The sequence below is a fragment of the Synechococcus sp. A15-127 genome (assembly GCF_014280215.1).
GTDB lineage: Bacteria > Cyanobacteriota > Cyanobacteriia > PCC-6307 > Cyanobiaceae > Parasynechococcus.
This window is the reverse complement of record NZ_CP047948.1, coordinates 1678908-1701760: the sequence shown is the minus strand read 5'-3', so window position 1 is coordinate 1701760 and position 22853 is coordinate 1678908. Positions and strand designations below refer to the sequence as shown.

The window sequence follows — 22853 nt, the reverse complement described above, 5'->3', positions numbered from 1 at the left end:
CGCGTGTCCGTGCTGATCGCCCCGCTTGCTCTCGGCCTTGGAGTGGCCTGGCTTGAGTTGCGCCATCGTCTGCGTCCGGCATCGCCGCTGCAGTTGCGGGCTCTGGAATGGCATGTCGAGCCCTCTGGTGTCGAGGTGCGCATCAGCGGTCTCCTGGAGATCAGCAACCCCCATCCGCGCATGGAGGTGTTCGTTCCGGAGCTGCGGGTGGACCCGGTGCTGCTGGGCAAGTCGGATCCTTCGGCTCTGGAGATCAGCACCCGCATCGAGGCGGATCATCCGGACGAAGAGACCCGCGAGGACGGCTACTGGGCGGCTTACATCGTCAAGGGGCGCAAGACCACCCGTGCACGGGTGAAGATCCGGCTGCGTGCCGCCGACGGACGCAACCCGCTTGATCTGGTCGACAGCCTCTGGGTGGATGTTCACTGGCTCAATTACGGCCCCTTCGGTCGTCTGCCGCGGCGTCAGGGTGTGCTGGTGCCGCTGCGGCGTCCGCAGCCGCTCCATGCTGGGGCCGCTGAGTTCCTGACCGGTGACGGCTGCCGGGTGTTGCCGTTACGCACCCATCTGCTCGGTCCCCTCGACGATCCCATCGATGTGATGCGCACCTATGCCGCAGATCTCGTGCAACCCGGTGACGTGCTCACCATCGGAGAGACCCCCGTCGCCGTGATCCAGAACCGCTACCGCCATCCCAGTGAAGTGGAGCCGGGGATGGTGGCGCGTCAGCTCTGCCGTGTCTTCCATCCCACCAGCAGTCTCGCCACCGCCTGCGGCATGCAGACCCTGATCGATCTGGTGGGGCCCACCCGGGTTGTGGTGGCCTGGATCGGTGGGTTGCTGATGAAGCTGATCGGCATTCCCGGCGGGTTCTACCGACTGGCGGGGGATCAGGCCCGCCTGATCGACGACATCACCGGCACCACCCCTCCCTATGACCAGACGATCGTGCTGGGCCCCGATCAGCCGGAACGACTCTGCCGTGAGGCGGCTGCTGAACTCGGTGTCGAAGTGGCGATCGTGGATGTCAACGATCTGGGACGGGTCAAGGTGCTCGCCGGCAGTGCCGGATGCGATGAGGCGTTGCTTCAGCGTGCGCTCAAGCCCAATCCCGCCGGCAATGCCAACCAGCGGACGCCCCTGGTGCTGGTCAGGCCAGGTACCGCGTCGGCCTGAATTTCACACCGTGCGAGCGATAGATTGAGGAGAGGGTTACTGGAGGAGTTGTCCATGGTGGAAACCTCCCAAGCTCCTCTGAGGGTGGAATCCCTCAATCCCTTTCACCTGGCTCGCTTTCAGGCGATCAGCGATTCAAGCCAGCTGCCCCGCTTCCAGGCGGCACTTCTCGGGGATTGGATGGCCCGCCTCGAGCAGCGCTTCCCGGATCTGCTGCCCAGCCGTTCCCCCCGCTGCCTTCTGGCCATCGAAGCGGACCGTCCTCTGGCTGCTGTCGTCGCCAGGCCATACAACCGTCGCGGCAGCTGCTGGAGTCTGCAGCTGCCTCAACAGCTCGGCGAAAGCAGCCAATGGAGCTGCAGCAGCGTGCGCAGAACCCTGCTGCAGCAGGCGCTGCAGCTCGGCAGTCCCCAGGTGCTCAGCTGGGTGGTGCGCTGTCCGGCCGGTGATGCCGACGGCATCGCCCTGATGCGTGAGCTGGGTTTCCAGCCTCTGCGCCCCTTTCAGGCCTGGCTGCCTCCTGCGGCTGTCCCAGAGCCGGCGAGCCAGAGTTTGCCCAGGGGACTGAGCTGGCAGCCGATCAACCGGCGCACCGCACAGCTGCTCTGGCCGATCGAGCAGGGGGGCAATTTCAGCCACCTGCGACAGATCACCGATCGCCACTGGCTGGATCTGCTGGATCGCAACGGCCCTGGATCCGGCGTTCTCATGGACGGTGATCATGTTCTCGCGGGCAGCGTTCAGCTGTTTGAGAGCAGTGATGACCGCCAGCTGGAACTGATCCGCGATGTGGCCTGGGATCCACGGCTGGATGAGGCGCTGCCGGCCCTGCTGCAGTGCCTGCTGCGCGATGGGCGCCCCGATGCTCTGATCACGGCTCAGGACGACGCTCCTCTGGCGCATCTGCTGCTGGCGCATGGCTGGCGGCAGGGCGACGAGCATCTGCTCATGGGCCGCAGCATGTGGAGGCGGCAGGTGTCCCCGCGCTCTCCCCTGCATACCCGGGCACTCGATGAGGTCCTGGGCAGCCTGCGGCCTCAGAGAACACCCCTGCCCACCCCCAGTCTCGGCCGCCGCTGATCGTGCCCTTGGTCTGTTCGGTGTTGAGTCTGGATGTGGGGCGACGGCGCATAGGACTTGCGGGCTGCGATCCGCTGGGCATCACCGTGACGGCGTTGCCGGCCCTCGCCCGATCCCGCTTCGATGCCGACCTCGCCGTGCTGCGGGACCATTGCGCCCGGCGCTCCGTGCAGGGCCTCGTGGTGGGACTGCCCCTGGATTCCGCGGGGTCGCCGACGCCGCAGGCGGACCACTGCCATCGCTACGGCCTGCGCCTCGCATCGGCCCTCAACCTGCCGCTGGCCTGGGTGAATGAGCAGTGCAGCACCTGGGCAGCTGCCGAACGCCACGGTCTGCACGGCGACCGAAGCGGCCGTCTCGACAGTGCTGCCGCTGCGCTGCTGCTGGAACAGTGGCTCCAGGAGGGGCCGGAGCTCAAACCGGTCCAGCCGGGGGGTGTGATGCCGGGCATCAACTGCGGCGATGATGGATCCTTGGCCCATCGACCGACGGACCATGCGTGACCCCGGGCCCAGCAGCAGCGGTGATGTGCCCACCGTCCTCGTTCGCGATCGCGAGGGCCGCGATCTGCTCTGTTTCCTTGAGCAGCTGATCCCGCTGGATGGCGAGGACTACGCCCTTCTGACCCCGGTGGACACCCCGGTGTCCCTGTTCCGCCTCAGCGATGGGGATTCGCCGGAGCCGATCACGACGGTCGCCAGCAGCGAGCCGATCCTCTCGGTTGCCGATGTCGTGCTCCAAGAACATGACCTCACCCTGGTGCGCTCCGCCGTCACGCTCACCGTCAGCGGTGAACTGGACGAGCCGGATCCTGACGAACTCGAGGACGACGAGGACGATGAGGACGATGAAGAGATGGAAACCTATGAGCTGCTGGTGAGCTTCATGGTCGACCAGCAGGAGTACGGCCTCTACATCCCCCTGGATCCGTTCTTCGTGGTGGCCCGCATGGTGGATGGTCAGGCTGAACTGGTGGAGGGAGAGGATTTCGATCGGATCCAGCCCCGCATCGAAGCCGAGATCGAGGAGCGTGAATGGCCGGAGTGAGTCCCAGCCACTGGTTGCTGCCCGACTGGGATCCGGGCCTGACCATTGCCCATCTGCCGCTGCCTCACCTCACCGGACGCGACATCCAGGCAGCGGTCATCGATGTGGACCGCACCCTCCTGCCCGGGCGTGCGGTGCGCCTTCCCGACAGCGTGAGGGTTTGGCTCGAGGACGCGGGGCGGCGCCTGCAGCTGCATCTGTTCAGCAACAACCCCTCCAAGGCGCGGATCTCGGCGGTGGCCAGTCAGCTCGATCTCAGCTTCACCTGCGGAGCCGGCAAGCCACGACGGGGTGCCCTGCGCCGCGTCATCGCGGATCTGGATCTGCCGCCGCAATCGATCGCCATGGTCGGTGACCGGCTGTTCACCGATGTGCTCTGCGGCAATCGGCTCGGTCTCTACACCGTGCTGGTGCGGCCGATCCGTGAGGACGGCGCCCCCTGCGACAGGGATCGGGTTCAGCGTCTCGAGCGGCGTCTGGCACGGGTTCTGGGAGCCCCTGCCGCGTGATGCTGTGGGTGGTGAAGCTGGGCACCAGCCTGCTGCGCGGTGACACGGCTGCGGTGATCGAGGGCTACGGAGCCGCGATCGCCGCTGCCATGGAGCGCGGTGATCAGGTGGTGCTGGTCACCAGCGGGGCGGTCGGTCTGGGGTGTCAGCGCCAGCAGCTGCCCCGTCGTCCCGACACCGTTGTGGGGCTGCAGGCGGCCGCTGCCATCGGCCAGGGACATCTCATGGCCCTCTACGAACGGGCGTTGTCCCGCCATGGGCGGTCGGTGGCCCAGGTGCTGCTGACCCGCTCCGATCTGGCGGATCGCCGCCGCTACCAGAACGCCTCCAACACCCTGCGGCAGCTGCTCAGCTGGGGGGTTCTGCCGGTGATCAACGAGAACGATGCGATCTCTCCGACAGAACTGCGCTTCGGGGACAACGACACGCTTTCGGCCCTGGTGGCGGCCGCTGTCGATGCCGATCAGCTGATCCTGCTCACGGATGTGGATCGCCTTTATTCCGCCGATCCCCGCACCGTTGTGGATGCCAGGCCCATCTCAGATGTGCATCACCCGCGTGAGCTTCAGGCCCTGGAGGCGGGTGCCGGCGATGGTGGTCGCTGGGGCCGCGGCGGCATGACCACCAAGCTGGCGGCAGCACGGATCGCCACGGCCAGCGGCATCACCGTGCATCTGGCCGATGGTCGGGATCCCAGCCGTCTCGATCTGCTGCTGCAGGGCGACCGGGGCGGCACCGTGTTTCATCCCCATCCGGAACCGCTCGGCAACCGGCGCAGCTGGTTGGCCCATGCGCTGCAGGCGCAGGGCACCCTGCGCCTGGATCCAGGGGCCTGCGAGGCGCTCCTGGAGCGGGGAGCCTCGTTGCTGCAGGTGGGAATCACTGCGGTGGAGGGGGAGTTCGGGGCCAGCCAGGCGGTGAACCTGGTCGACCCTGACGGTCGGTTGCTGGGACGCGGACTCTGCTCACAGTCCAGCGCCGCGCTGCGCCACGGTCTCGCTGCCGCAGCGGGCGATCGCCCCTCTGCCGTGGTGGTGCATCGGGATGCCCTGGTGCTGAGCGATCGGCTGCTGCCCTGAGCGGTCCTTCGCGCCTACGATCCGGCCGCGGCATCGCTCAACCATGCGCTTCAGCACTCTGATCACGGCTCTGCAGCAGGGCCAGGCCGGTCTGAGGCACAGTGCGACAGCGACGGATCCGGAGCTGCGCAGCGCCGCATCGCTTGAGGCGGCAGCTTCGGATCAGCTCAGTTTTCTGGAGAAGGGCAACGCCCTGACGGCGGCACTGGCCGACAGCCATGCCGGGGCTGTGCTGCTGCCGGACCAGCAGGACCTGATCGATCTGGCCACCCAGCGCGGTATCGCCTTCGCCGTCTTCGCCGATCCCCGGCTGGCCTTCGCCGAGGCACTGGAGCGGTTGCATCCCCGTCGTCGCCCCCTGGCGGAGATTCACCCCACGGCCGTGATCGACGACCGGGCTCAGGTGGGACCCGGCACGGCCATCGGACCACGGGTCTGCATCGGTGCCGCCAGCCGGATCGGTGCGAACTGCATCGTGCATCCCGGGGTGGTGGTTTACGACGATGTCGTCGTCGCCGACGGCTGTGAACTGCACGCCAATGCCGTGCTCCATCCCGGCAGCCGGGTCGGGCGGGGCTGCGTGGTGCATTCCAATGCCGTGATCGGCTCCGAGGGGTTCGGTTTCGTTCCCACGGCCGAGGGGTGGCGCAAGATGCCCCAGACGGGACAGGTGGTGCTGGAAGACGGTGTGGAGGTGGGTTGCGGCAGCACCATCGACCGCCCCTCGGTGGGAGAGACGCGGATCGGTGCTGGCACCAAGATCGACAACCTGGTTCAGGTCGGTCATGGGGTGACCACCGGCCGGGGCTGTGCCTTCGCCTCCCAGGTGGGCATCGCTGGTGGTGCCCGCATCGGCCATGGCGTGATCCTGGCGGGGCAGGTGGGCGTGGCCAACCGCACCGTGATCGGCGATCGGGCCATCGCCAGCTCCAAGAGCGGTCTGCACGGTGAGGTGGCGGCCGGTGAGGTGGTGAGTGGGTATCCGGCGATTCCCAACCGGTTGTGGCTGCGCTGTTCCGCGGCCTTCAGCAAGCTGCCGGAGATGGCCAGGACGCTGCGGGAGCTCAAGCGGGACTCAGCTCAGTAATCTCAGCGGCTGTCCTGTCACACAGGTCCTCCATGGCCCAGCACCGCGTCGTTCTGCTTCCCGGTGACGGCATCGGTCCGGAAATCACCGCCGTGGCCCGCCAGCTTCTGGAGATGGTGAGCGAGCGGCACGGGTTCCAGCTCAGCTTCGAGGAGCAGCCCATCGGTGGCAGCGCCATCGACGCCAGCGGTGAGCCGCTGCCCGCCTCAACGCTGGAGGCGTGCAGGCAGGCGGATGCTGTGCTGCTGGCGGCGATCGGCAGCCCCCGCTTCGACAGCCTGCCCCGGGAGAAGCGACCGGAGACCGGTCTGCTCGGTCTGCGGGCTGGCATGCAGCTGTTCGCCAACCTGCGGCCGGTGAAGATCGTGCCCGCACTGATTGGGGCCAGCAGCCTGCGGCCCGAGGTGATCGAGGGCGTGGATCTGATGGTGGTGCGTGAACTCACCGGCGGCATTTACTTCGGTCAGCCCAAGGGGCGGATCGAGGCCGACGGCGAGGAGCGGGGCTTCAACACCATGACTTACTCCGCATCAGAGGTGGATCGGATCGCCAGGGTGGCCTTCGATCTGGCCCGCGAGCGTCGTGGTCGTCTCTGCTCGGTGGACAAGGCCAATGTGCTGGATGTGAGTCAGCTCTGGCGTGATCGCGTCGAGACGATGGCCCCCGGCTATGGCGATGTGGAGGTGAGCCACATGTATGTGGACAATGCCGCGATGCAGCTGGTGCGGGACCCGCGCCAGTTCGATGTGCTGCTCACGGGCAATCTGTTCGGCGACATCCTCAGTGACGAGGCGGCGATGCTCACCGGCTCCATCGGCATGCTGCCGTCCGCGTCGCTGGGCAGTGATGGTCCCGGACTGTTCGAGCCCGTGCATGGCTCCGCCCCCGACATCGCCGGTCAGGACAAGGCGAACCCCATGGCGATGGTGCTGTCCGCCGCCATGATGCTGCGCATCGGCTTGAAGCAGTCGGCCGCGGCGGCGGATCTCGAGCGGGCCGTCGACACGGTGCTGGCGTCGGGTCTGCGCACGGGTGATCTGATGGCCGAGGGCTGCACGCCGGTGGGCTGCAGCGCCATGGGCAGGGCGCTGATTGAAGCGCTCTGATGTCTGTATTGGTGAAAATGGGCCTCGATCTGGCAAACTCGCCGAGCCCGTAGTCCCTGCGTCGATGTCGAAGCGTCACCCGGTAGTCGCTGTCACCGGTTCGTCCGGTGCTGGAACCAGCACCGTCAAGCGCGCCTTCGAGCACATCTTCGCTCGCGAAGGCATCACGCCGGCGGTGGTGGAAGGCGACAGCTATCACCGCTACGAGCGGATGCCGATGAAACAGGCCATGGCTGACGCCCTGGCCCGTGGTGAGAACTTCTCCCACTTCGGTCCGGAAGCCAACCTGTTCGACAAGCTCGAGGAGCTTTTCCGGGTCTATGGCGAAACCGGTACCGGGCAGAAGCGCTACTACCTGCACAGCCCCGAGGAAGCCACCGAGCACAACGCACGACTCGGTGTCGATCTTGGTCCCGGTCAGTTCACCCCCTGGGAGGAGATCCCCTCAGGCACCGACCTGCTGTTTTACGAAGGCCTGCACGGTGGCGTGCGGGGTGAGGGATACAACGTGGCGGCACTGGCCGATCTGCTGGTGGGTGTGGTGCCGATCACCAACCTGGAATGGATCCAGAAGATCCATCGCGACAATGCCGAGCGCGGTTATTCCGCGGAAGCGATCGTCGACACGATCCTGCGCCGGATGCCGGATTACATCAACCACGTCTGCCCGCAGTTCAGCGAGACGGACATCAACTTCCAGCGGGTTCCCACAGTGGACACCTCCAACCCATTCATCTGCCGCAACATCCCCACCCCGGATGAAAGTTTCGTGATCATTCACTTCCGCAAGGGAGCTCGTGAGAAGTGGGGGATCGACTTCGGCTACCTGCTGAACATGATCCACGATTCCTTCATGTCCAGCCCCACCAGCATCGTGGTGAACGGCGGCAAGATGGGGTTTGCGATGGAACTGATCCTCACTCCGATCATTCACCGCATGGTGGAAGAGCAGAAGAATCTCAGCTGAGCTGATTCCTGTTCACAATTCATCTCTAATGTGGGTTCGTCTGAGTGATCAGGTGGGCCCATTTCCGTTTCAACGCCCTCCTTTGAGATCAGCGGAGCCTCCGGAGCCCCCCGCTCACCCCGCTGGGATCGTGTCGACAGCCGTGCGTTGATCGCCCGTGCCCGGGAGGTCTACTTCTCCTTCCTCAGCAATGCCGCTGTGGGGGTAGACCCCTGTGGTGTTGTGCTGAGCACGGAGCTCTCCCAGGGGCGGGTGGTGTTCGACCTGCCGGTGCTGCTGCCGGATGAGGAGTTCATCGCCTTGGATCTGATCCGCCGCCGCCCTTTCAAGCAACGTCCGCGATGGAAGGTGTGATCCCCCTGCTCTGGGCAGCGCTGCTTGGAGCCTGTGTCGGAAGTTTCACCAACGTGGTGGTGTGGCGTCTGCCGCGGGGCGAATCGGTGGTGTTCCCCGGCAGTCACTGCCCCCGCTGCGGTCATGCCATCCGCTGGCACGACAATCTGCCGTTGCTGGGCTGGCTGCTCCTGGCCGGGCGCTGCCGCGACTGCCAGGCCTCGATCAGCTGGCGATATCCAGCTGTGGAAACACTCAGCGCAGCTCTTTGGCTGTCGGCTCTGGCGGTTGCTGAGAGCGGTGGCGGGGGTCTGCCGCTGTGGTTGCTGCCGTGGGCTGGGCTGCCGCTGATCGCGCTGCTGCTGCCTCTGGTGCTGATCGATCTCGACCATCTCTGGTTGCCCGAGCCGCTCTGTCGCTGGGGGCTGGTGCTGGGCCTGGTGCTGTCGGCTGCTGCCGGCATCCCCGTTCTGGCGGATCATCTGATCGCCGCCTGTCTGGCTCTGCTGCTGATGGAGTCCATCAGCGCCCTGGCGGAACGGCTGCTCGGTCAGCCGGCGCTCGGTCTGGGGGACGCCAAGCTGGCGGCCATGGGTGGCGCCTGGCTCGGTGCTGCCGGCATCGCGGCAGCGATGGCCCTGGCCATCTTCGCGGGAGCCCTGTTCGGTGCAGCCGGGAGGCTGAGCGGTCGGCTGCAGCCACGGCAGGCCTTTCCCTTCGGCCCCTTCATCGCACTCGGCATCTGGCTGGTCTGGCTCACGGGCCCCCTCTGGTGGTGGCAGCAGTGGCTCCACCTGCTGGGTCTTTAATGGTCGGAACCGTGCGGTTCCCGTGTCTCTGTTCGACTGGTTCGCTGATCGCCGGAAAGGCCAGTTCGTCGGCAAGGTGAGCCAGGAGCCGGAGGAAGGTGATGGCCTCTGGAACAAGTGCCCCGAATGCGGCCAGGTCGTCTACCTGAAGGATCTCAAGGCCAATGCCAGCGTCTGTGCCGGCTGCGGCTACCACCACCGCATCGACAGCGGTGAACGCATTGAGGTGATCGCTGATTCCGGCAGCTTCCAGGAATTCGATGCGGATCTCGCCCCCATGGATCCCCTGGAGTTCAAGGATCGACGCGCCTACGCCGATCGCCTGCGGGAGAGTCAGGCGGCCACCGGTCTGAAGGATGGCGTGGTGAGCGGCTTCTGCCGGGTGGAGGGCATCGGTCTGGCATTGGCTGTGATGGATTTCCGCTTCATGGGTGGCTCGATGGGCTCGGTGGTGGGCGAGAGGATCACCCGTCTGATCGAGCGGGCCACGGCCCAGAAGCTGCCGCTGCTGATCGTCTGCGCCTCCGGTGGTGCCCGCATGCAGGAGGGGATGCTCAGCCTGATGCAGATGGCCAAGATCTCCGGGGCGCTCGAGCGTCATCGCGAGGCGGAACTGCTCTACATGCCGCTGCTCACCCACCCCACCACCGGTGGGGTCACCGCCAGCTTCGCGATGCTCGGCGATCTGATCCTGGCGGAGCCGAAGGCGCTGATCGGATTCGCCGGCCGCCGCGTGATCGAGCAGACCCTGCGTGAAAAGCTGCCGGACAATTTTCAGACGGCTGAGTACCTCCGCGATCACGGTTTCGTCGATGTGATCGTCCCCCGCACCCAGCTGCGCAGCACCCTGGCCAGGGTGCTGCGTCTGCACGGCTGTGCCGCCCTGGAGCTCGCCAGCGCATGATCGTCCGTCTTCTGGCCATGCTTCTGGCCGTTCTGGTGCTGGGGGCGTCTCCGGCCTGGGCGGGGCCTGTTGAATGGGTTGAGGTTCCGGCAACTGAGGCCGGTCAGCAGTGGTGGGACAGCGGCAGTGTGCGGGAGAACCGCGAGGGGCTGCGCACCGTGCTGAGCCGGTTCACACCGGCTGCCGTGGATGGGGAGGCGCCCCGCAACGGCGAGCTGTTCGTGATGCAGATCGACTGTGCCCAGAAGCTGTACCGGGATCAGCAGGTGAACGGCATTCCCCGCTTCCGTGCCCAGTGGCAGGCCGCCGGCAGCGATGAGCTGATCGTGTCGGTGATCGGTGCCGTCTGTGACGTCCCCCTCGCCAGCTGAGATGACCTATCGACCCATCGGTGTCGCCATCGCCGGCCTCGGTTTCGGTGAGAAGGTGCATCTGCCGGCTCTTCAGGCGAATGCGGATCTGACTCCCGTTGCGCTGTGGCATCCGCGCCCTGCCCGTCTCGAGCAGGCCTGCTCCACCCATGGCCTTCCCGGTCATTCGGACTGGGGGGCTCTGCTGGCGGATCCGGCCGTCGAGGCGATCGTGATCGCCACACCGCCTGCGCCCCGCCACGAGCTGGCGCGTCAGGCTCTCTTGGCCGGCAAGCATCTGCTGCTGGAGAAACCGGTGGCACTTCAGGCCGATCAGGCCAGGGATCTTCAGCGGCTGGCCATGGAGCGGCAGCTGTCTGTCGCCGTGAATTACGAGTACCGGGCCGTGCCCCTGTTCATGCAGGCGGAGCGGCTGCTGCGGGCCGGTGCGGTGGGCACCCCCTGGCTGGTGAAACTCGACTGGCTGATGAGCAGCCGGGCCGATGCCAGCCGCGGCTGGAACTGGTATTCCCAGGCGTCGGAGGGTGGTGGGGTGATCGGCGCGCTCGGCACCCACGCCATGGACATCCTGGCCTGGCTGATCGGACCGCTGAGCGGGGTGCAGGCTCTCAACGCCACCTCGATCCAGGAGCGTCCGCTTGGTGACGGGGGCATGGCGGCCGTCGATTCCGAGGATGTTTCCTTGATCCAGGCCCGCCTGCAGTGGCAGGCACAAGCCGACAGCACCGTTCCCGCTCAGATCAATCTCGCCTCCGTGGCACGCAACGGCCGCGGTTGCTGGCTGGAGGTGTACGGCTCGGAGGGCTGTCTCATCCTCGGCAGCCCGAATCAGAAGGATTACGTGCATGGCTTCGCGCTGCAACATGCCGCTGCCGGTGAGGCGCTGAGACCGATCGAGGCCGATGCCGATCTGGCGTTCGAAACCACATGGGCCGATGGCCGGATTGCTCCGGTGGCGAGGGTTCAGGGCTGGTGGGCGGAGAGCATCCGCAGCGGTCGGCCGATGATTCCTGGCCTGGCCGAGGGTGTCGCCAGCCGCAGGGCTTGCGATCAGGCTTCTTGTGATATTTGAGATCTTGATTTGGCTTAAATGACCGCAAGGAGGGAGCGCAAATCTCACCTCTGTCCGTAGTTTTTGACATCAATTGGTTGACGTTGGGATTCAACATCTTCATCCCCGTCGACTTTCAATGTCATTGCTGGATTTTTCTGAGGAGCTCGTTTCAACAGCTCGGCACCTGGCTTCACCGGGCAAAGGAATTCTTGCTGTTGATGAATCAACAAAGACAATTGGTAAGCGTCTGGGAACAATTGGAGTTGAGAACACGGAGGCTAATCGTCAGGCTTACCGCGGAATGCTTTTCACGACGGCTGGTCTGGGAGAATTCATAAGTGGAGCGATTCTCTATGAAGAAACACTCTTCCAGAACCATGCCGATGGTGAGTCCATGGTGAGCAAGCTCGCTCAGTTAGGCATTGTTCCTGGGATCAAGGTTGATAAGGGATTGCGGCCACTTCCTGGTGCAAACTCGGTTGAAACTCTCTGTACGGGTCTCGACGGTCTGGTTGAGCGAGCGGCTGATTACTACGCGCAAGGTGCTCGCTTCGCCAAGTGGAGAGCAGTGCTTCAGATCACCTCCGATGGCTGTCCCACGGCTCTTTCCGTCAGGGAGAATGCTTGGGGACTGGCCCGTTATGCCCGCTCTGTCCAGGAGTCTGGTCTTGTCCCCATCGTTGAGCCTGAGATCTTGATGGATGGAGATCACACGATCGAAACCACAGCTCGGATTCAAGAGCACGTGATTCAAGAGGTGTATCAGGCATGCCAGGCGAATGGTGTTCTTTTAGAGGGCACGCTTTTGAAGCCTTCCATGACAGTTCAGGGTGCTGACTGTTCTCAGAAGGTCGAGCCTGCGACTGTTGCTGCAATGACGGTCCATACTCTTGAACGCAGCGTTCCAGCCAGTGTGCCCGGCATTGTCTTCCTCTCAGGAGGACTGAGTGAGGAGGCCGCCTCGGTTTATCTGAACCATATGAATACGATCGAGTGCAATTCTAAGTGGAATCTTGGTTTCTCCTATGGACGCGCTCTGCAGCATTCCTGCCTGAAGAAATGGGCTGGTCAAAACGTTGAAGCTGGTCAGGCAGCACTGCTGGCCCGTGCGCAAGCCAACTCGGAAGCTTCTCTTGGGCGATACGTGCCTGGGTCACAGCCCTCGTCCGATGAACAGCTGTTTGTTGCGGGTTATACGTACTGATCGTCATCCCGCTATGGCCTGTCGCGAATTGCGCAACAGGCCTGCGTGACAATTGAAACGTTTCATGGGTAAAGTCCTGCCCCCCGGACGTATGTCCGCTCAGGTTCTTTCTCGGATTTTCACCCATGGCGCTCGTTCCGCTTCGGCTCCTGCTCGACCACGCCGCCGAAAATGGCTACGGCATTCCTGCTTTCAACGTGAACAACCTGGAGCAGGTTCAGTCGATCATGGAAGCGGCCCACGAGACCGACAGCCCCGTCATTCTCCAGGCTTCCCGCGGTGCCCGCACCTATGCAGGCGAGAGCTTCCTGCGTCACCTGATCCTGGCTGCGGTGGAGACCTACCCAGATATCCCTGTGGTGATGCACCAGGACCACGGCAACAGCCCTGCCACCTGCTTCGGTGCTGCTGCCAACGGTTTCACCTCCGTGATGATGGACGGCTCCCTGGAGGCCGACGCCAAGACTCCTGCCAGCTACGAGTACAACGTCAACGTCACCAAGAACGTGGTGGACGTGGCCCATGCCATCGGCGTGAGTGTGGAAGGCGAGCTGGGCTGCCTGGGCTCCCTGGAAACCGGTAAGGGTGAAGCGGAGGACGGCCACGGTTTCGAGGGTGAGCTGTCCAAGGATCAGCTGCTGACCGACCCCGCCGAGGCTGCTGATTTCGTGGCCAAGACCAAGGTTGATGCTCTGGCCATTGCCATCGGCACCAGCCACGGCGCCTACAAGTTCACCCGCAAGCCCACCGGTGAAGTGCTGGCCATCAGTCGGATCGCTGAAATCCACAAAGCCATCCCCAACACCCACCTGGTGATGCACGGCTCCTCCTCCGTTCCTCAGGAATGGCTGGAAATGATCAACAAGTACGGCGGTGCCATCCCCGAGACCTACGGCGTTCCCGTCGAAGAGATCCAGGAAGGCATCCGCAACGGTGTGCGCAAGGTGAACATTGACACCGATAACCGCCTCGCCTTCACCGCCGCTGTGCGTGAAGCCGCCATGGCCGATCCTGCCAACTTCGACCCCCGCCACTTCAACAAGCCGGCAAGGAAGTACATGAAGCAGGTCTGCCTGGATCGCTACCAGCAGTTCTGGGCTGCCGGCAACGCCAGCAAGATCAAGCAGCGCGACATCAACTACTACGCAGGTCTCTACGCCAAAGGCGCTCTCGACCCCAAGACTGCCGTCGCCGCCTGATCGCCAGTTGCCACGGATTTAAAAAAGGGGGCCTTCGGGCCCCTTTTTTGATGTCAAGTGATCACGCTGAGGCGGCCCGCCCCCCCGTTGATCTTGGCCTCCACTCCCAGGGGCAGCGCCATGTTGGGCAACCCATGGCCCAGGGGTAGATCGACAACCAGCGGCACGCCCAGATCCCCCAGTCGCTCCTCCAGGATCTCCTCCATCGTGAAGTCACCGGGAAGGATGTCGTCCTTCTCCCAGCTGAACCGCCCGCAAGCTACGCCGGAGAGTTGTTGAAGCAACCCGGCGCTGCGCCACTGGGTCAGCATCCGGTCCACCCGGTAGGGAGCTTCGCCAACGTCTTCCAGCACCAGGATCGCGCCGCGCAGATCCGGCATCCAGGGAGTGCCGATCAGATGCGTTGCCACGGTGAGATTGGTCACCACCAGCGGACCTTTGGCTTGGCCGGGACGTCTGCCGACTCCTTGCAGTGGAGCCACAGGTTGTCCGCTCAGCAGAGCCACCGTCCGTTGCCAGCGTTCGTCCGGTCCACCGCAGGAACCATGGATGGCCCCCGGCAGCCCGGCTGCCCACTGGGCCAGCAGCAGAGAGCTGGAATCGGAGAAGCCCACCGACCACAGGGCTCGCTGTGGGAAGCGGAAGCCGGCCTCCAGCACCCGCGCGCCACCCCAGCCGCCACCCACGTACAACACGCCGTCCAGGGTCGGATCGTTCCAGGCTGCGTTCAGCTCGGCGACGCGCTGCTGATCCGTTCCGGAGAAATAGCGCCATTGGCGTCGCACCGTGTCGGGGATCTCCAGCAGCCATCCTTCAGCGGCACAGCGCTCGATCAGGGGGGCGAAATCCATCTCCGGATCCATCCAGGTGCCTGGATTCACCGCCCGCAGCCGGGAGCCTCGGCGCAGCGGCGCCGGCCTGTTGAGGCCGTCTGCACGAGAGGCTTGCGATCGATGTGGCAGCAGCGCCGCCATGGCCGCCGTCGCTCCTGAAATCAGCAGCGATCGACGGTTCAACATCAGCTCAGCAGCGCTTCGAGCATGGCTCGCCCATCGACGCCCCCGATGGCTGGATCACAGGCCCGTTCCGGATGCGGCATCAGCCCCAGCACGTTGCCTGCGGTGTTGGTGATGCCGGCGATGTCGGCTACTGAGCCGTTGGGGTTGCTGCCGTAACGCAGGGCAATGGCATCGTCGTCCTGCAGTTGGCTCAGGGTGTCGTCGCTGCACTGATAACGCCCTTCTCCGTGGGCGATCGGGAGGGTCAGCGTGCCTGCGGGGCCGTAGGCCCGCAGCCAGGGGCTGCGGGCACTGGCCACCTGCAGCTGCGCGTCCTCGCAGATGAAGTGCAGATCGCGGTTGCGGGTGAGGGCCCCGGGCAGCAGTCCAAGTTCCGTGAGCACCTGGAAGCCGTTGCAGATGCCCAGCACCCTGCCGCCGCGGGAGGCGAAATCCAGAAGCGACTGCAGCACCGGTGCGAAGCGGGCGATCGCACCACAGCGCAGGTAGTCGCCGTAGCTGAAGCCGCCGGGCAGCACCACTGCCTCCAGCCCGCTCAGGTCGGTGTCTTCATGCCAGAGCCGACGGGTGGGCATGCCCAGGCAGCCTTCGGTGGCCCATTGCACATCCCGGTCGCAATTGGAGCCGGGGAACACCACGACACCGATGCTCATGGGTTCTGCAGCTCCAGAGACCAGTCTTCGATTACAGGATTGGCCAGCAGCCGATCGCTGAGCAGTTCCAAGCGTCGCCGTGCCTCGGCTTCATCGGGCGCCTCCACCTCCATCTCAACCGATTTGCCGATGCGCAGTTTGCTGATGCCTTCCACGCCGAGCCTGTTGGCCGCGCTGCGTGCTGCTTCGCCGGCTGGATCGAGCACGGAGGGACGCAGGCGCACCAGGACGCGGGCTTGATAACGCGGCACGATCACCCGAGGAGTTGGTTGAATCCTGCCAGACACTCATCCCTTAAGACATCTGTTGATCCTGCGCTGATGCAGGGTCATGGCTCTGCAGGTTGAAGGGGGGTGCCTTTCCCCAAGCCGTGTTCAGCGTCTCCCTGGTTCGGCTTTCGCTGCTGCAGACCCTTGTGATGGTGATGCTTTGCGCGGCCTGCAGCCCTGGGTGATCTGCCTCTGGATTGACATGGTGGTAGACCGGTTTCACCTGCAGTGGTGGTGATGGCTATGTTTTCACTCCCCTGTCGAATCTGCGGTGAACCGGTCGACATCCCCGGCCGTTACGGCTTCAAACTCAAGAACGCCGGATTGAGTGAAACCCTCTGCAACAGATGCCGGCGAGGGGGATTTCTGCAGGCTCGTCAGGACGGCCTCAATGCGGCCGGTGATGTTGCGGTACGACCGGCAAGACGGCGGTTGATTCCTGCGATGACGATTGTGTCGCTGGTGTTGATCACCGCAGTCGGTCTGTGGTTGCAGCGCGGGGCATGGGCCCCCCCTGCAGGAGGTCAGGAGGATGTCACCGGTCTTGACTCCCCCTCGAGATAGAGGGTCTGAGTGGGGAAGGCAAATGTGATGCCTTCGGCGGCGAAGGCTTCCATGATTCCGAGGTTGATCGCTTGCTGTTCGTTCATGGCGACGGTGAAATCGCGGGTGTCGATGTAATAAACCAGTTCAAAATTCAAACTTGAATCAGCGAATTCGGTGAAGTGGCAGCGATTGAAGCTGCTGTGCTCTTGAGCATCGATAACGGCTTGAATCATCGTCGGGATCGCCTTCATCTGATCGGCTGATGTGCTGTAGGTGACGCCAATGGAATAGATCATTCGGCGTTGTTCCATTTCGGCGAAATTGAGGATGGTGGACCCTGTGAGGGTTGAATTGCTCATCACCACTTGTTCGCCGCGCAGGCTGCGCAGATGGGTGGAGCGAACACCGATGCGTTCCACTGTTGCTGATGTGGACCCCACCGAGATGAATTGCCCAACGGTGAAGGGCTTGTCCAGAAGAATCATCAAGTAGGCGAACAATTCCTGGGCTGGTTCTTTCAGGGCCAAGCCGATGCCGATGCCGCCGGCGCTGAGCAAACCCCAGATCACTGTCATCTTTACGCCCAGACTCTGCAGCAGCACCAAGGTGCCGATGCCCCACACCACGGTTCTCAAAAGGGGCAGCAGGCTCTGAAGAAGATGTTGAAGATCTTCCGCGCCTGAGCGGCGCACCAATCCGAAAACGAATCGAGATCCGATTCGGTTGATCAACCGAATCAGAATGATCGTGCCAACAATTCGGAGTGATGTGTTGTAGGCCCTCTCAACGTTGTTGGGCAGGCCTAAATCATCCTGCGCCAGAATCAGGGTGACCACCAAGCCAAAAGGCACAACCGAAGCGGCAAGGGCGCCGAGCACGAAGTCGTCGAAATCGGTTTTGCTCCGCTTGGTGAATCGAGGGAAGCACGTCTTGAACAGGAACGACAGGCTCAGGGTGATGGCTGAACCGATTAGCACCTTCGCCAAAAAATCAGTCAGATCCATCACTCAAGCCGGTGCTATCGCGTGATTGTCCACGGCCTTCCTGACGATGGCAAGCGATATCGGGCTTAAGCACGCTGAAGAACGAGGGTCAGATTGTTGGCGGGCATGGAGACCACGTCATCGATCCTGAAGCCAGCGATGGTGGCGATTGCTGTCACCTGGTTCAGCTCTCTCAATCCCCACTCATCGTTCCGTTCCCTGAGGGATTGGTCAAAGGCAGCGTTGCTTGCACTCGTGTGAGCGCCATTGCGCATGAACGGGCCGTAAATGATCAAGGGGGCTCCACTGGGGAGCAGCAGAGCAGATTCCTCAAGTACGGCATCCGTGCAGCTGGCTGGACTGATGTGCAGCAGGTTGATGCAAACCACTGCGTTCAGTGATTCGTGGACGGTCGGGGGCAGGGGCCAGGGGCGTTTCTCAACATCCAGATTGAGGGCTGCCGGCATCACCTGGCTCAGACCCTGGTGCTGGATCCAGGCGTTGATGCTGGCGCGATGGTCTGGATCCGGATCGCTGGCCTGCCAGCGCAGCTGGGGAAAGCGCTGCTGAAAGCAGACGGCGTGCTCACCACTGCCGCTGGCCAGTTCCAGCACGGCTCCTGAGGCGGGCAACAGCTGGCTCAGCAGATCGCCAATGGGGCCACGATTGCGTTCCGTGGCTGGGAAAAAAAGCCGTTGGTCCATCGTCAGCTCGAGCAGGGGGCAGCGCTTTTGCTGCAGTGGCGGCGCAGCTCGGCCAGCCAGGCCTCCAGTGCTGACAGGGCATCCGGTTGCAGGCGGTAGTAGATCCAGCGGCCGCTCTGCCGGTCCGTGAGCAGCCCTGCTTCGCGAAGCACCCTGAGATGAAAAGAGAGCTTCGACTGAGAGAGGTTGAGATCACCGGTGAGGTCGCAGACGCAGCGTTCGCCCTGCGCCAGTGCATGAATCACGTCGAGGCGGATGGGGTCGGCCAGTGCTTTGAGCAGCTGCCTCGACTGTTCGACATTGAGGGTGTTCTGGATCACAAGAGCAGTGTCCCCCGCTCTGTTTGGATCAACATAATTTGATTGATCAAAGGGGCTGGCATGCGGATTGGCATCAATGGCTTTGGACGAATTGGTCGCCTGGTGTTCCGGGCCCTCTGGGGCCGGCCCGGCATCGAACTGGTGCACCTCAATGATCCCGCTGGCGATGCTGCAACGGCGGCCCACCTGCTGGAGTTCGATTCCGTTCATGGTCGCTGGGATCGGGAGATCACCAGCAGCGCTGATGGATTCAGCGTGGAGGGATCCGAGCTCACCTGGTCCAGCGAAAGCGATCCCACCGTCGTGCCCTGGAAGGAGCGTGGGGTGGAGATGGTGCTCGAGGCCAGCGGCAAGATCAAGACGCCGGAAACTCTCAACCCCTATTTCGATCAGCTGGGCCTCAAGCGTGTTGTGGTGGCCTGTCCTGTGAAGGGTGTGGTCGCCAGTGAGGAAGCGCTCAACATCGTCTACGGCATCAACCATCACCTCTTCGAACCGCAGCGTCATCGCCTGATCACCGCGGCGTCCTGCACCACCAACTGCCTTGCACCGGTAGTGAAGGTCGTGCATGAGACCTTCGGGATCGAGCACGGAATGATCACCACCATTCACGACATCACCAACACCCAGGTGCCGATCGATGCCTTCAAAAGCGATCTGCGTCGGGCTCGCTCCGGACTCACCTCATTGATCCCCACCACCACCGGTTCGGCCAAGGCGATCGCGATGATTTTCCCTGAGCTGAAGGGCAAGCTGAACGGTCATGCGGTTCGCGTCCCCCTGCTGAATGGATCGCTCACCGATGCGGTGTTCGAGCTCAAGCAGAGCGTCACGGTGGAGCAGGTGAATGCTGCGTTCAAAGCTGCTGCTGAGGGGCCGCTGCAGGGAATCCTGGGTTACGAGGAACGTCCGTTGGTGTCGTGCGACTACACCAACGACAATCGCAGCTCGATTGTCGATGCCCTCTCGACGATGGTGGTGGATGGCACCCAGCTGAAGGTGTTTGCCTGGTACGACAACGAATGGGGCTACAGCTGCCGGATGGCCGACCTCACTTGCCATGTGGCTGGGCTGGAGGCATGAAGCTCTCCCCCCTGCAGCAGTACGGCATCGTCACCGTCAACTACTGGGCCTTCACGCTCACCGACGGCGCCCTGCGGATGCTCGTGGTCTTCCATTTCCATCAGCTGGGCTACAGCACCCTTGAGATCGCCTTTCTGTTCCTCTTCTACGAGTTCTTCGGGGTGGTCACCAATCTCTACGGCGGCTGGATCGGTGCGCGCTACGGCCTGCGCCTGACCCTCTGGGTCGGCACCCTGCTGCAGATCCTCTCCCTGGTGATGTTGATCCCGGTGGCAGCCAGCTGGCCAAAGCTGCTCAGCGTCGGCTACGTGATGGTTGCCCAGGCGATCAGCGGCATCGCCAAGGATCTCAACAAGATGAGTGCCAAGAGCGCCATCAAGACGGTGGTGCCTGAGACTCCTGACGATGCGCAGCGTGGGGAGAAGCAGCTGTTCAAATGGGTGGCGATCCTCACGGGCTCAAAGAATGCCCTCAAGGGGGTTGGATTCTTTCTCGGAGCGGTGCTGCTCACGATGTTCGGGTTCAACGCGGCCGTTGGCTGGATGGCGGCCGGCCTGGCCATGGCCTTCCTGATCACCCTGGTGCTGCCGGGTGAGATCGGAAAGATGAAGGCCAAGCCTGCCTTTGCGTCGCTGTTCTCCAAATCCGAGGGGATCAACGTGCTCTCTCTGGCGCGGTTCTTTCTGTTCGGTGCCCGTGATGTGTGGTTCGTGGTGGCGCTGCCGGTGTTTCTGGAGGCGTCGCTCGGCTGGAACTTCGAGCAGGTCGGGGCCTTCATGGGCACCTGGGTGATCGGTTACGGCATCATTCAGGGGACGGCTCCAGGTCTGCGGCGTCTCTGGGGGCAGACCACCACACCGGGGGTGTCGGCGGTTCAGTTCTGGAGCGCCCTGCTCACGGCCATCCCGGCCCTGATTGGCGTGGCGCTGTGGAGAGAGGCGAATGTGGGCGTGGCCATCACCGCAGGTCTGGCGGCCTTCGGCGTCGTGTTCGCGATGAATTCATCGATCCATTCCTACATGGTGCTGGCCTACACCGATGCGGAGAGCGTCAGCCTCAACGTCGGCTTCTATTACATGGCCAATGCCGCAGGACGTCTGGTGGGAACCCTGCTCTCCGGGGCCGTGTTCATGCTGGGACGCACCGCAGCCGGCGGCATGCAGGCCTGTCTTTGGTGTTCGTCTCTGCTGGTGCTGCTCGCCTGGATCAGCAGCCTGCGGTTGCCACCACCGTTGCGGTCGTCACCCTGAGGACAATCTGAGAAAGATCTCAGCGGTAGGCATTCATACAGCTCTAAATGAAGGGCAGAGCATGAATGGATCTGTCGCTCTGAATGTGATGTCTCACGAACCAGGAAGTCCGGATTGTCGCCTTGTGATCGATGCCAAGCGTTCCCTTGAGGATGTGCTTCGGGTTCTCGATGGGATGCCCCACACCGATCACATCCGTCGACAGCTGCTGTCGGTTTATAACCAATTGGAAGGGATGCACGATCTGAAACGGGCCGGTGGTGCGGATGTTTCCTTCCGTTCCTCCGACTGGTGCTCTGCCAAGTAAGCAAGCAGCCGCTCTTCATCCGTACGGGTGGTCATCCGTTGATGAGAGGAAGCCCAACAGTGGTGGTGATCGGGTTCAGGCCCACGATGGATCGCAGAACAGCGATCGCATCGCCGACACCGATGGCCCCGCTTTGATCGACATCCATCAGGGAGCTGGGGTTCACACCTGGGAATTTGGTCATCGATTCCTCCAGGCCGACCACGGTTCTGAGGATTGAAATGGCATCGCTGACCCCAAGGTCTCCGCTGTTATCAATGTCTCCGATCAGAGCCTCCGTCTGTCCGGTGATTCCATCGCGATGATTCAGGGTTGCGTCGGAGTCAAAGACGCTTCTTGTGGACGACTCGGCGTCGAAACGCGTTGGGAGATACACGCTCAGATCACTGGATCCCTGAAAGGCTTCGTCTCCGATGGCTGTCACGGAGTCGGGAATCACAAGGTCTGACAGGTTGGTGTTGGCGAAGGCCCGCGCGCCGATCGACTCCACCGTGTTGGGGATCGAGACTCGCGTCAGCTGTGAGCCGTGGAAGGCATCGTCACCGATGGACGTGACGCCATCGGGAATGGTGATGTCGGTCAGTTGTGTTTGGTAAAAGCGGACGATTCGATCGAGCGTGTGGATTCGGGCAGCTCAATCGTTTGCAGCTGCGTGTCGGAGAACAGCTCCGGCGGAATGATGGTGATCGAATCCGAGAGGCTTGCTTCGGTGATGCGGGATCCCCGGAATGCGCCTTCCCCAAGTTGTGTCACGGACTCTGGCAGCCGGATGCTGGTGAGGCCGGACGCACGGAAGGCGCCGATGTCAACCGTGGTGACTGATTCAGGAATGACGATGGAGGTCAGCCGGCTGGCGCTCTGAAAGGCGTAGGAGCCGATCCGTGTAACCGTGCTTGGGATGATTACGGCGGTCAGGTTGGCTGGGCGGCCGATCTCCTCGCTCAGGTTGCTGAGGGTGTAGTCAGGGATCTGCGTGGAACCCTCCAGAATCACAAGTTCCGTGCCGTAGCGAGCCCCTTGCGGGTCGAAATTCAGCTGATAAGTGAAGCTCACAGCCTTGTGACATTCAACCTGATTTTACTTGGTTACCAGGCCTAAGATCGCATCAGTCGCTGCGATGCCATGTTTGAAAACGACCGACGTCCGGCATGGTTGAACTGGTTGTTTTTGGTGATATTTTTATATTCTTCCTGGCAATTATCAGCGTTCTGGTTTCAGCGATTTCACGGTTGATCCCGAAGGCGGCAGGGTCAGGCCATTCCGGCTCCGGTGAGCCGGATCGTGCCCCAAAGATCGAAGACGCAGAAGATCAGTCCGATGACGATCAGATCCCAGGCGCGATGGCGAACGGCCCAGGGGGCGAGGAACAGTTCGGCAACACCGTGAAGGGCCGTGCCGATGGCGATATGTTCCAGCACCAGAAGGCCGTGAGCCAACAGGAAAAGCCCGCTGGCCACGCATCGCATCAGCACCTGCCAGGACCCGCCCAAATTCCTGTGAGGAAAGAAAGGTTCAGCACCTTAAGCGTGATGGGGCCACGGCTCAAGGCCTGACGTTGGCATGATGTAACGAAGTTGTTACATGACTCCCATGACCATCGGTGAGCTCTTCCTGGAGACCCTGAACAGCGGTGTCATCACCGAAGGTGATGTGAACTGGCTGGCCCACCATCAGGATGATTTCAGCCGGGCGGAGGTGGCCACCGCCATCCGGCTCGGACGCCTGATGGACGAAGGCGCGGTGAACCTCGCCTGCCATCTGCCTGTGGCCGCTGTGGCTTGAGCCTGCTGA

At 63.1% G+C, this 22853-nt stretch carries 31 protein-coding genes; 22 read left to right on the top strand and 9 right to left on the bottom strand.

Annotated features, from left to right (window positions below; translation table 11 throughout):
• The first annotated feature begins 3 nt into the window (after positions 1 to 3).
• From SynA15127_RS08990 to fba, 16 genes are all read left to right on the top strand, one after another.
• On the top strand, positions 4 to 1179 hold the full coding sequence (locus SynA15127_RS08990) for a F420-0:Gamma-glutamyl ligase (RefSeq protein WP_186483766.1): 1176 nt from the start codon (positions 4 to 6) through the stop codon (positions 1177 to 1179).
• A gap of 54 nt (positions 1180 to 1233) precedes the next feature.
• Complete coding sequence (locus SynA15127_RS08985; protein ID WP_186483765.1) at positions 1234 to 2259, top strand: hypothetical protein; 1026 nt, start codon at positions 1234 to 1236, stop codon at positions 2257 to 2259.
• On the top strand, positions 2259 to 2762 hold the full coding sequence (gene ruvX, locus SynA15127_RS08980) for a Holliday junction resolvase RuvX (RefSeq protein ID WP_186485670.1): 504 nt from the start codon (positions 2259 to 2261) through the stop codon (positions 2760 to 2762). Before SynA15127_RS08985 ends, ruvX begins: the two co-directional genes overlap by 1 nt.
• Positions 2755 to 3306: a DUF3727 domain-containing protein gene (locus tag SynA15127_RS08975; protein ID WP_186485669.1), complete on the top strand. Its 552-nt coding sequence runs from the start codon at positions 2755 to 2757 to the stop codon at positions 3304 to 3306. The genes ruvX and SynA15127_RS08975 overlap by 8 nt, the downstream gene beginning before the upstream one ends.
• Positions 3294 to 3815 (top strand): YqeG family HAD IIIA-type phosphatase, encoded by a 522-nt coding sequence (locus tag SynA15127_RS08970; RefSeq protein ID WP_186483764.1) that lies wholly within the window; start codon positions 3294 to 3296, stop codon positions 3813 to 3815. The genes SynA15127_RS08975 and SynA15127_RS08970 overlap by 13 nt, the downstream gene beginning before the upstream one ends.
• Positions 3812 to 4894, top strand: a complete 1083-nt coding sequence (proB, locus tag SynA15127_RS08965; protein WP_186483763.1) for a glutamate 5-kinase — start codon at positions 3812 to 3814, stop codon at positions 4892 to 4894. Before SynA15127_RS08970 ends, proB begins: the two co-directional genes overlap by 4 nt.
• A gap of 43 nt (positions 4895 to 4937) precedes the next feature.
• The gene (lpxD, locus tag SynA15127_RS08960; protein WP_186483762.1) at positions 4938 to 5981 is read left to right on the top strand and encodes a UDP-3-O-(3-hydroxymyristoyl)glucosamine N-acyltransferase; all 1044 of its coding nucleotides are present in this window, start codon (positions 4938 to 4940) and stop codon (positions 5979 to 5981) included.
• Between the two features lie 32 nt (positions 5982 to 6013).
• Complete coding sequence (gene leuB / locus SynA15127_RS08955; protein ID WP_186483761.1) at positions 6014 to 7087, top strand: 3-isopropylmalate dehydrogenase; 1074 nt, start codon at positions 6014 to 6016, stop codon at positions 7085 to 7087.
• Between the two features lie 64 nt (positions 7088 to 7151).
• Positions 7152 to 8054: a phosphoribulokinase gene (locus SynA15127_RS08950; protein WP_186483760.1), complete on the top strand. Its 903-nt coding sequence runs from the start codon at positions 7152 to 7154 to the stop codon at positions 8052 to 8054.
• A gap of 147 nt (positions 8055 to 8201) precedes the next feature.
• A complete protein-coding gene (locus SynA15127_RS08945) occupies positions 8202 to 8408 on the top strand; it encodes a hypothetical protein (protein ID WP_255475450.1) in 207 nt (68 codons plus the stop codon).
• Positions 8396 to 9196 carry an A24 family peptidase gene (locus SynA15127_RS08940; RefSeq protein WP_186483759.1) on the top strand — a complete coding sequence of 267 codons (801 nt, stop codon included), beginning with the start codon at positions 8396 to 8398 and terminating at the stop codon, positions 9194 to 9196. Before SynA15127_RS08945 ends, SynA15127_RS08940 begins: the two co-directional genes overlap by 13 nt.
• A gap of 22 nt (positions 9197 to 9218) precedes the next feature.
• Positions 9219 to 10100: an acetyl-CoA carboxylase, carboxyltransferase subunit beta gene (accD, locus tag SynA15127_RS08935; RefSeq protein ID WP_043691868.1), complete on the top strand. Its 882-nt coding sequence runs from the start codon at positions 9219 to 9221 to the stop codon at positions 10098 to 10100.
• Complete coding sequence (locus SynA15127_RS08930; RefSeq protein ID WP_186483758.1) at positions 10097 to 10471, top strand: hypothetical protein; 375 nt, start codon at positions 10097 to 10099, stop codon at positions 10469 to 10471. The genes accD and SynA15127_RS08930 overlap by 4 nt, the downstream gene beginning before the upstream one ends.
• A gap of 1 nt (position 10472) precedes the next feature.
• Complete coding sequence (locus SynA15127_RS08925) at positions 10473 to 11543, top strand: Gfo/Idh/MocA family protein (protein WP_186483757.1); 1071 nt, start codon at positions 10473 to 10475, stop codon at positions 11541 to 11543.
• A 118-nt stretch (positions 11544 to 11661) separates the two neighbouring features.
• Positions 11662 to 12729 carry a class I fructose-bisphosphate aldolase gene (locus tag SynA15127_RS08920; RefSeq protein ID WP_186483756.1) on the top strand — a complete coding sequence of 356 codons (1068 nt, stop codon included), beginning with the start codon at positions 11662 to 11664 and terminating at the stop codon, positions 12727 to 12729.
• 125 nt (positions 12730 to 12854) lie between these two features.
• The gene (gene fba, locus SynA15127_RS08915; protein WP_186483755.1) at positions 12855 to 13928 is read left to right on the top strand and encodes a class II fructose-bisphosphate aldolase; all 1074 of its coding nucleotides are present in this window, start codon (positions 12855 to 12857) and stop codon (positions 13926 to 13928) included.
• 53 nt (positions 13929 to 13981) lie between these two features.
• On the opposite strand, the gene SynA15127_RS08910 is transcribed toward fba, so the two are convergent.
• The 3 genes from SynA15127_RS08910 to purS are packed head-to-tail and all read right to left on the bottom strand — an operon-like array spanning position 13982 to position 15851.
• Positions 13982 to 14947 (bottom strand): LD-carboxypeptidase, encoded by a 966-nt coding sequence (locus SynA15127_RS08910; protein ID WP_186483754.1) that lies wholly within the window; start codon positions 14945 to 14947, stop codon positions 13982 to 13984.
• Positions 14947 to 15600: a phosphoribosylformylglycinamidine synthase subunit PurQ gene (purQ, locus tag SynA15127_RS08905; protein ID WP_186483753.1), complete on the bottom strand. Its 654-nt coding sequence runs from the start codon at positions 15598 to 15600 to the stop codon at positions 14947 to 14949. The genes SynA15127_RS08910 and purQ overlap by 1 nt, the downstream gene beginning before the upstream one ends.
• Positions 15597 to 15851 (bottom strand): phosphoribosylformylglycinamidine synthase subunit PurS, encoded by a 255-nt coding sequence (gene purS / locus SynA15127_RS08900; protein WP_186483752.1) that lies wholly within the window; start codon positions 15849 to 15851, stop codon positions 15597 to 15599. The genes purQ and purS overlap by 4 nt, the downstream gene beginning before the upstream one ends.
• Positions 15852 to 15930: 79 nt before the next feature.
• Here purS and SynA15127_RS08895 point away from each other — a divergent pair, with 79 nt between their 5' ends.
• Together SynA15127_RS08895 and SynA15127_RS08890 are read left to right on the top strand one after the other, a co-directional pair.
• Positions 15931 to 16107, top strand: a complete 177-nt coding sequence (locus SynA15127_RS08895) for a hypothetical protein (protein ID WP_186483751.1) — start codon at positions 15931 to 15933, stop codon at positions 16105 to 16107.
• Positions 16107 to 16433, top strand: coding sequence for a Tat pathway signal protein (locus SynA15127_RS08890; protein WP_186483750.1), 327 nt, complete (start codon positions 16107 to 16109; stop codon positions 16431 to 16433). The genes SynA15127_RS08895 and SynA15127_RS08890 overlap by 1 nt, the downstream gene beginning before the upstream one ends.
• Here SynA15127_RS08890 and SynA15127_RS08885 read toward each other — a convergent pair.
• From SynA15127_RS08885 to SynA15127_RS08875, 3 genes are all read right to left on the bottom strand, one after another.
• Complete coding sequence (locus tag SynA15127_RS08885; RefSeq protein ID WP_186483749.1) at positions 16394 to 17419, bottom strand: mechanosensitive ion channel family protein; 1026 nt, start codon at positions 17417 to 17419, stop codon at positions 16394 to 16396. The genes SynA15127_RS08890 and SynA15127_RS08885 overlap by 40 nt on opposite strands.
• Positions 17420 to 17484: 65 nt before the next feature.
• The gene (locus SynA15127_RS08880; protein ID WP_186483748.1) at positions 17485 to 18102 is read right to left on the bottom strand and encodes a DUF938 domain-containing protein; all 618 of its coding nucleotides are present in this window, start codon (positions 18100 to 18102) and stop codon (positions 17485 to 17487) included.
• 2 nt (positions 18103 to 18104) lie between these two features.
• The gene (locus SynA15127_RS08875; protein WP_186483747.1) at positions 18105 to 18422 is read right to left on the bottom strand and encodes a helix-turn-helix transcriptional regulator; all 318 of its coding nucleotides are present in this window, start codon (positions 18420 to 18422) and stop codon (positions 18105 to 18107) included.
• A gap of 60 nt (positions 18423 to 18482) precedes the next feature.
• On the opposite strand from SynA15127_RS08875, the gene SynA15127_RS08870 reads away from it, so the two are divergent.
• The 3 genes from SynA15127_RS08870 (at position 18483) to SynA15127_RS08860 (ending at position 21062) form a co-directional block, all read left to right on the top strand.
• Complete coding sequence (locus SynA15127_RS08870; protein WP_186483746.1) at positions 18483 to 19505, top strand: ArsJ-associated glyceraldehyde-3-phosphate dehydrogenase; 1023 nt, start codon at positions 18483 to 18485, stop codon at positions 19503 to 19505.
• Positions 19502 to 20755, top strand: a complete 1254-nt coding sequence (gene arsJ, locus SynA15127_RS08865; protein WP_186483745.1) for an organoarsenical effux MFS transporter ArsJ — start codon at positions 19502 to 19504, stop codon at positions 20753 to 20755. The genes SynA15127_RS08870 and arsJ overlap by 4 nt, the downstream gene beginning before the upstream one ends.
• 88 nt (positions 20756 to 20843) lie before the next feature.
• Positions 20844 to 21062, top strand: a complete 219-nt coding sequence (locus tag SynA15127_RS08860; protein ID WP_186483744.1) for a hypothetical protein — start codon at positions 20844 to 20846, stop codon at positions 21060 to 21062.
• Positions 21063 to 21093: 31 nt separating this feature from the next.
• Here the strand turns inward: SynA15127_RS08860 and SynA15127_RS08855 are convergent, their stop codons facing one another.
• The 3 genes from SynA15127_RS08855 to SynA15127_RS08845 form a co-directional block, all read right to left on the bottom strand.
• A complete protein-coding gene (locus SynA15127_RS08855) occupies positions 21094 to 21609 on the bottom strand; it encodes a leucine-rich repeat domain-containing protein (protein WP_255475655.1) in 516 nt (171 codons plus the stop codon).
• Positions 21610 to 21641: 32 nt separating this feature from the next.
• Complete coding sequence (locus tag SynA15127_RS08850) at positions 21642 to 22115, bottom strand: leucine-rich repeat domain-containing protein (RefSeq protein WP_186483743.1); 474 nt, start codon at positions 22113 to 22115, stop codon at positions 21642 to 21644.
• A 197-nt stretch (positions 22116 to 22312) separates the two neighbouring features.
• Positions 22313 to 22528: a hypothetical protein gene (locus tag SynA15127_RS08845; protein ID WP_043696712.1), complete on the bottom strand. Its 216-nt coding sequence runs from the start codon at positions 22526 to 22528 to the stop codon at positions 22313 to 22315.
• A 115-nt stretch (positions 22529 to 22643) separates the two neighbouring features.
• On the opposite strand from SynA15127_RS08845, the gene SynA15127_RS08840 reads away from it, so the two are divergent.
• A complete protein-coding gene (locus tag SynA15127_RS08840; protein WP_255475449.1) occupies positions 22644 to 22844 on the top strand; it encodes a hypothetical protein in 201 nt (66 codons plus the stop codon).
• Positions 22845 to 22853: the final 9 nt, after the last annotated feature.

Excerpts from the sequence above, each read along its gene's own strand:
- SynA15127_RS08975 (WP_186485669.1), top strand. The coding sequence starts at position 2,755 with ATGCGTGACCCCGGGCCCAGCAGCAGCGGTGATGTGCCCACCGTCCTC.
- leuB (WP_186483761.1), top strand. The coding sequence starts at position 6,014 with ATGGCCCAGCACCGCGTCGTTCTGCTTCCCGGTGACGGCATCGGTCCG.
- SynA15127_RS08920 (WP_186483756.1), top strand. The coding sequence starts at position 11,662 with ATGTCATTGCTGGATTTTTCTGAGGAGCTCGTTTCAACAGCTCGGCAC.
- arsJ (WP_186483745.1), top strand. The coding sequence starts at position 19,502 with ATGAAGCTCTCCCCCCTGCAGCAGTACGGCATCGTCACCGTCAACTAC.
- SynA15127_RS08860 (WP_186483744.1), top strand. The coding sequence starts at position 20,844 with ATGTCTCACGAACCAGGAAGTCCGGATTGTCGCCTTGTGATCGATGCC.
- SynA15127_RS08880 (WP_186483748.1), bottom strand. The coding sequence starts at position 18,102 with ATGGACCAACGGCTTTTTTTCCCAGCCACGGAACGCAATCGTGGCCCC.
- SynA15127_RS08840 (WP_255475449.1), top strand. The coding sequence starts at position 22,644 with ATGACTCCCATGACCATCGGTGAGCTCTTCCTGGAGACCCTGAACAGC.
- SynA15127_RS08950 (WP_186483760.1), top strand. The coding sequence starts at position 7,152 with ATGTCGAAGCGTCACCCGGTAGTCGCTGTCACCGGTTCGTCCGGTGCT.
- purQ (WP_186483753.1), bottom strand. The coding sequence starts at position 15,600 with ATGAGCATCGGTGTCGTGGTGTTCCCCGGCTCCAATTGCGACCGGGAT.
- SynA15127_RS08940 (WP_186483759.1), top strand. The coding sequence starts at position 8,396 with ATGGAAGGTGTGATCCCCCTGCTCTGGGCAGCGCTGCTTGGAGCCTGT.
- SynA15127_RS08890 (WP_186483750.1), top strand. The coding sequence starts at position 16,107 with ATGGCTATGTTTTCACTCCCCTGTCGAATCTGCGGTGAACCGGTCGAC.
- lpxD (WP_186483762.1), top strand. The coding sequence starts at position 4,938 with ATGCGCTTCAGCACTCTGATCACGGCTCTGCAGCAGGGCCAGGCCGGT.
- SynA15127_RS08870 (WP_186483746.1), top strand. The coding sequence starts at position 18,483 with ATGCGGATTGGCATCAATGGCTTTGGACGAATTGGTCGCCTGGTGTTC.
- fba (WP_186483755.1), top strand. The coding sequence starts at position 12,855 with ATGGCGCTCGTTCCGCTTCGGCTCCTGCTCGACCACGCCGCCGAAAAT.
- SynA15127_RS08930 (WP_186483758.1), top strand. The coding sequence starts at position 10,097 with ATGATCGTCCGTCTTCTGGCCATGCTTCTGGCCGTTCTGGTGCTGGGG.
- SynA15127_RS08925 (WP_186483757.1), top strand. The coding sequence starts at position 10,473 with ATGACCTATCGACCCATCGGTGTCGCCATCGCCGGCCTCGGTTTCGGT.
- SynA15127_RS08910 (WP_186483754.1), bottom strand. The coding sequence starts at position 14,947 with ATGTTGAACCGTCGATCGCTGCTGATTTCAGGAGCGACGGCGGCCATG.
- SynA15127_RS08885 (WP_186483749.1), bottom strand. The coding sequence starts at position 17,419 with ATGGATCTGACTGATTTTTTGGCGAAGGTGCTAATCGGTTCAGCCATC.
- SynA15127_RS08970 (WP_186483764.1), top strand. The coding sequence starts at position 3,294 with ATGGCCGGAGTGAGTCCCAGCCACTGGTTGCTGCCCGACTGGGATCCG.
- SynA15127_RS08985 (WP_186483765.1), top strand. The coding sequence starts at position 1,234 with ATGGTGGAAACCTCCCAAGCTCCTCTGAGGGTGGAATCCCTCAATCCC.
- SynA15127_RS08845 (WP_043696712.1), bottom strand. The coding sequence starts at position 22,528 with ATGCGATGCGTGGCCAGCGGGCTTTTCCTGTTGGCTCACGGCCTTCTG.
- SynA15127_RS08895 (WP_186483751.1), top strand. The coding sequence starts at position 15,931 with ATGGCTCTGCAGGTTGAAGGGGGGTGCCTTTCCCCAAGCCGTGTTCAG.